Source organism: Methylomonas sp. BG-2, assembly GCF_057766305.1.
Window position 1 is genome coordinate 1 of record NZ_JBYMAP010000309.1, and the last position, 3,792, is coordinate 3,792.

Here is a 3,792-nt window from a genome sequence, read left to right on the forward strand (position 1 = left end):
GGCCGGGGCAAGGCTTGTGGGTGGTTGCCGATGGCATGGGCGGTCACCAGTCCGGCGATTTGGCCAGCCGCCTGCTGGTCGACAGTCTTGCGGAAATGCCTGAATTGGCCGATCTGGATGCGGAAATTGACTGGGTCCGTGGTCGTTTGATCAAGGTCAACGACGACCTTTGCCGTTTTGCGCTGAGTTTGCAGCAAGGCGCGGTGATCGGCACCACGGTGGTGGTGCTGCTGGCCAGGGGCCGCGACTGCGCGGCGGTTTGGGCGGGCGACAGCCGCCTGTATCGGTTTCGAGCCGGCCGGATAGAGCAGGTCACCCGCGACCATACCTTATTGGACGAATTGATGGAAACAGGTTTGATGAGTCGCGAAGACGCCTTGCAGCAAGTCGGCGCCAACGTGATTACGAGGGCGGTCGGCGGTCAGACCAAATTGGAACTGGATACCTTGCGCTTCGTTGCCGAAGCCGGCGACCGTTATCTGTTGTGTAGCGACGGTTTGGATAAGGAGCTGGCCGACGACGAGATCGCCGATTTGCTGGCCGGCGCCAGTTGTCAAACGGTTGCCGAAGCGCTGATTAATGCCGCGCTAAATCGAACCGGTCGGGATAATATTACCGTCGTCGTCGCCGAGTGGGCTTGAATGGGTTGGGTCGGTTGAGCGGCTTCGCGAGCGGTGATAGTTTTATACTCATTTTTCGGAAAGCAGGAGGATGGCCATGAACAAGAACGCCAAATGGTTGGGTTTAACGGCGATTGCCGGATTGCTGGCTACCGAGGTCTGGGCCGAAGACAAAAACTTCGGCAAAGCCACGCCTAATCCCAACGAGATTATTGAACATTTCAAGCAACCGGCGGCGCAACCCGCACCGGCGGACGCCGACGATTACCAGGATGTCCCGGAGTCTGAGTTAGAGAATGTCCGGGGCCTGAAGAAAATCAGCAACATCGATAAAGCCACCGGCCGTAAGGTGCAGTTACCGACGACGGTCGCCGAAAAGGCCATCTCGATGGAGATTTTGTTCGACTACAACTCCGCGACCCTGAACGCTCAGGCCAAGACCCAACTGGAACCCGTTGGCAAGGCCTTGGCCTCCGGCGAGCTGGAAGGCATTAAATATCGGATCGAAGGCCACACCGATGTCGTCGGGGGCGATCAGTTCAATATCGAACTGTCGCGTCGGCGCGCCGAGGCGGTTAAGGCGTATTTGATCGATAAATTCGGCATCGCGGCCAACGCGATTCAAATTGAAGGGCGCGGGAGACAGGAATTGGCCGACGTCAAGAATCCAACGGCCGAAGCAAACCGGCGGGTACGTATCGTCAGTCTGGGAAAACAGTAACGGTAAACGGGCGGGGGCGATGGGGAAACATTTGAACGGAACCGGTTTGCCCGCTGTCGCAGCGGTGCCGGCCGAGCCGAAAGTCGTTGCGGAGCGTGTTGATGACGCCGGCTGAAGACGACGACAAAACGCATTTGTTTACCGCAAGCACGGAACACGGCATGCCGGTCGCCGAGGCGCCGACAGCCGATGCCACGGTATTGGCGAACGAGGCTACCGAACTGGCCAACGACAGGCCACCTCCCGCGTTTCTGCAAATCGCCAGCCCCCCCGCCATCGGCGACTTGCTGAAAGACCGTTTCGAACTAATTCAAAGCTTGGGCGAAGGCGGCATGGGGATGGTGTTCAAGGCCGTTGACCGGCGCAAAGTCGAAGCCAGATCGAAAAATCCTTATGTCGCGATCAAGGTACTCAATCCCGCGCTGGCCCGGAACGAGATGCTGGTAGCCGGTTTGCAGCGGGAATGCGAAAAGGCTCAGGAACTCTCTCATCCCAACATCATTACGGTCTACGACTTCGACAGAGACGGCGATCACGTGTTCATGTCCATGGAATACCTGGCCGGCCGCTCCCTAAGCCAGTTAATACGCGAGGCCGCAGTGTCCGGCGGAGTCGCACTGAAGCGGGCCTGGCCGCTGATATTGAAAATGGGCGAGGCCTTGGCCTACGCGCACCGCAAGGGCATCGTCCACAGTGATTTCAAGCCGGCCAATGTGTTCGTGACCGATGGCGGCGACGTCAAGGTGCTGGATTTCGGCATTGCCACCCGCACCAAACAAAGCGGTGATCCGGATGCAACGGTTTTCAACGCTCGAGTCGAAGGCGGGCACACGCCGCCCTACGCCAGTTTCGAGATGATGAACGGCGCCCAAGCCGATCCTCGTGACGACATTTACGCCTTCGGGCTGGTCGTTTACGAACTATTGACCGGCCGGCATCCCTACAATCGCAAACCGGCATCCACCGTGTTCATCGAACAGCAGCGTGGGGAGAAGCTCGCGCCGGCGCCGGTCAAGGGTTTGAACCGGCGCCAATGGCAATTGTTGAAATCAACGATCGAAATTCTGCAGGAACGCCGCCCCAAGTTGCTGGAAGAGTGGCTGGAACAATTCGATCCGGAAGCGGGTTGGTCGCCGCAGCTGATCGGTGGTAGCGTCGCGATCACGTTGGTATTGGCGGGGGGACTGGCCAATTGGTGGTTGACCCGGCAGTCGCCGGAGCCGTTGCCGGCGGTCGACGCGCAACGCTGGCAGCTTGCCGCTCCCGTCCCGGTTGCGCCGCCGCCTTCGGCCGATGCGGGCGGCGATCGGCAAGCCACGGTTGGAAGCAGCGTCAAACTTGACGGTAGCGCTTCCAGATCCGGCGACGGGCAGCCTTTAACCTATACCTGGAAATTGACTCAAATGCCGGATGGTAGCACCGTCGCGTTGCAAAACACCGATACGGCGCATCCCGAGTTGATCCCCGACAAAGCCGGCAATTACCGCGCGGAGTTGACGGTTACCGACGGCCATACCCGCTCGGCCGCCGACGCTGTCGAAGTCCGGGCCGAGGCGATTAAACCCACCGAACCGAAGCATCAGGCAACTAGTTCCGACGGCGTGCTTAGTCTGGCGTCCAGCAAGCCGCAATACCGGATCGGCGAGGAGTTGAAACTGACGCTCTACACCGCCAAGTCCGGCTATCTGCGCGTGGCTTACATCAGCGCGACCGGCGAAATCAGCGAGTTGTTGCCCAACCAATACCAAAACGGCAAGGTCAAGGCGGACACCGAATACCGCATACCGCCGCGGCCCGACAAATTCAAACTGGAAATCACCGGGCCGGCCGGCACCGATAGCATCGTGGCGGTTTTCAGCGAGCAACCGTTGCCGAGCGTCGAGAACATCGCCAATGCCGACGGTTCGTTGGCCGACGTTTTGCGAGAGGCGACTATTTCCGTGGTCAACATAAGGTATCAGGTGACAAACCGGAAATAATCCTTGAGAATGCTAGGCAACATCCAATCGATTTTGCCGACCAGCCTATGCCTAAGCTCACCAGGTATCCCGTCGTCGTATACGCCGTAGCGGCCGCATTGGTTCCCAGCATTGGTCAGGCCGTGAATTCCTCCGTCATCGTCGACGGAACCTTACAAACCACCAATAACAATCCCAGTTCCCCAACGCCGCAAACCCTTAATCCGAACGGCAGCGGCAAGATTTCAATAGACGGTGCCGATAACGGCCGGATTGTCGGCGCCAATCTTTTATTCAGTTTTTCTGAATTCAATCTGAACGCGAGCCATACCGCGGAATTCGCTTGTACCAGCTGCGCGTCGATCAGCGACGTCATCAGCCGGGTGACCGGATCAGGTTCGACAACGATAGACGGCACGCTGACTTCCACAATTTCGAACGCGAATTTTTGGTTTTTCAATCCGAACGGTATCGTGATCGGTTCTGGCGCGGT

At 58.5% G+C, this 3,792-nt stretch carries 4 protein-coding genes; all 4 read left to right on the forward strand.

Annotated features, from left to right (window positions below):
• A partial coding sequence (locus AC3B8H_RS19260) for a PP2C family protein-serine/threonine phosphatase (RefSeq protein WP_488443140.1) occupies positions 1-641 on the forward strand: 641 nt, incomplete at its 5' end.
• Positions 642-717: 76 nt separating this feature from the next.
• Complete coding sequence (locus AC3B8H_RS19265; protein ID WP_488443141.1) at positions 718-1,341, forward strand: OmpA family protein; 624 nt, start codon at positions 718-720, stop codon at positions 1,339-1,341.
• Positions 1,342-1,442: 101 nt separating this feature from the next.
• Positions 1,443-3,320: a protein kinase domain-containing protein gene (locus AC3B8H_RS19270; RefSeq protein ID WP_488443142.1), complete on the forward strand. Its 1,878-nt coding sequence runs from the start codon at positions 1,443-1,445 to the stop codon at positions 3,318-3,320.
• Positions 3,321-3,442: 122 nt separating this feature from the next.
• Positions 3,443-3,792, forward strand: a 350-nt coding sequence (locus AC3B8H_RS19275; RefSeq protein WP_488443143.1) for a two-partner secretion domain-containing protein, incomplete at its 3' end; no start/stop codon positions are given.

What these genes read in the sequence shown, in the direction of transcription:
- AC3B8H_RS19265 (WP_488443141.1), top strand. Translation starts at nt 718, where the DNA reads ATGAACAAGAACGCCAAATGGTTGGGTTTAACGGCGATTGCCGGATTG.
- AC3B8H_RS19270 (WP_488443142.1), top strand. Translation starts at nt 1,443, where the DNA reads ATGACGCCGGCTGAAGACGACGACAAAACGCATTTGTTTACCGCAAGC.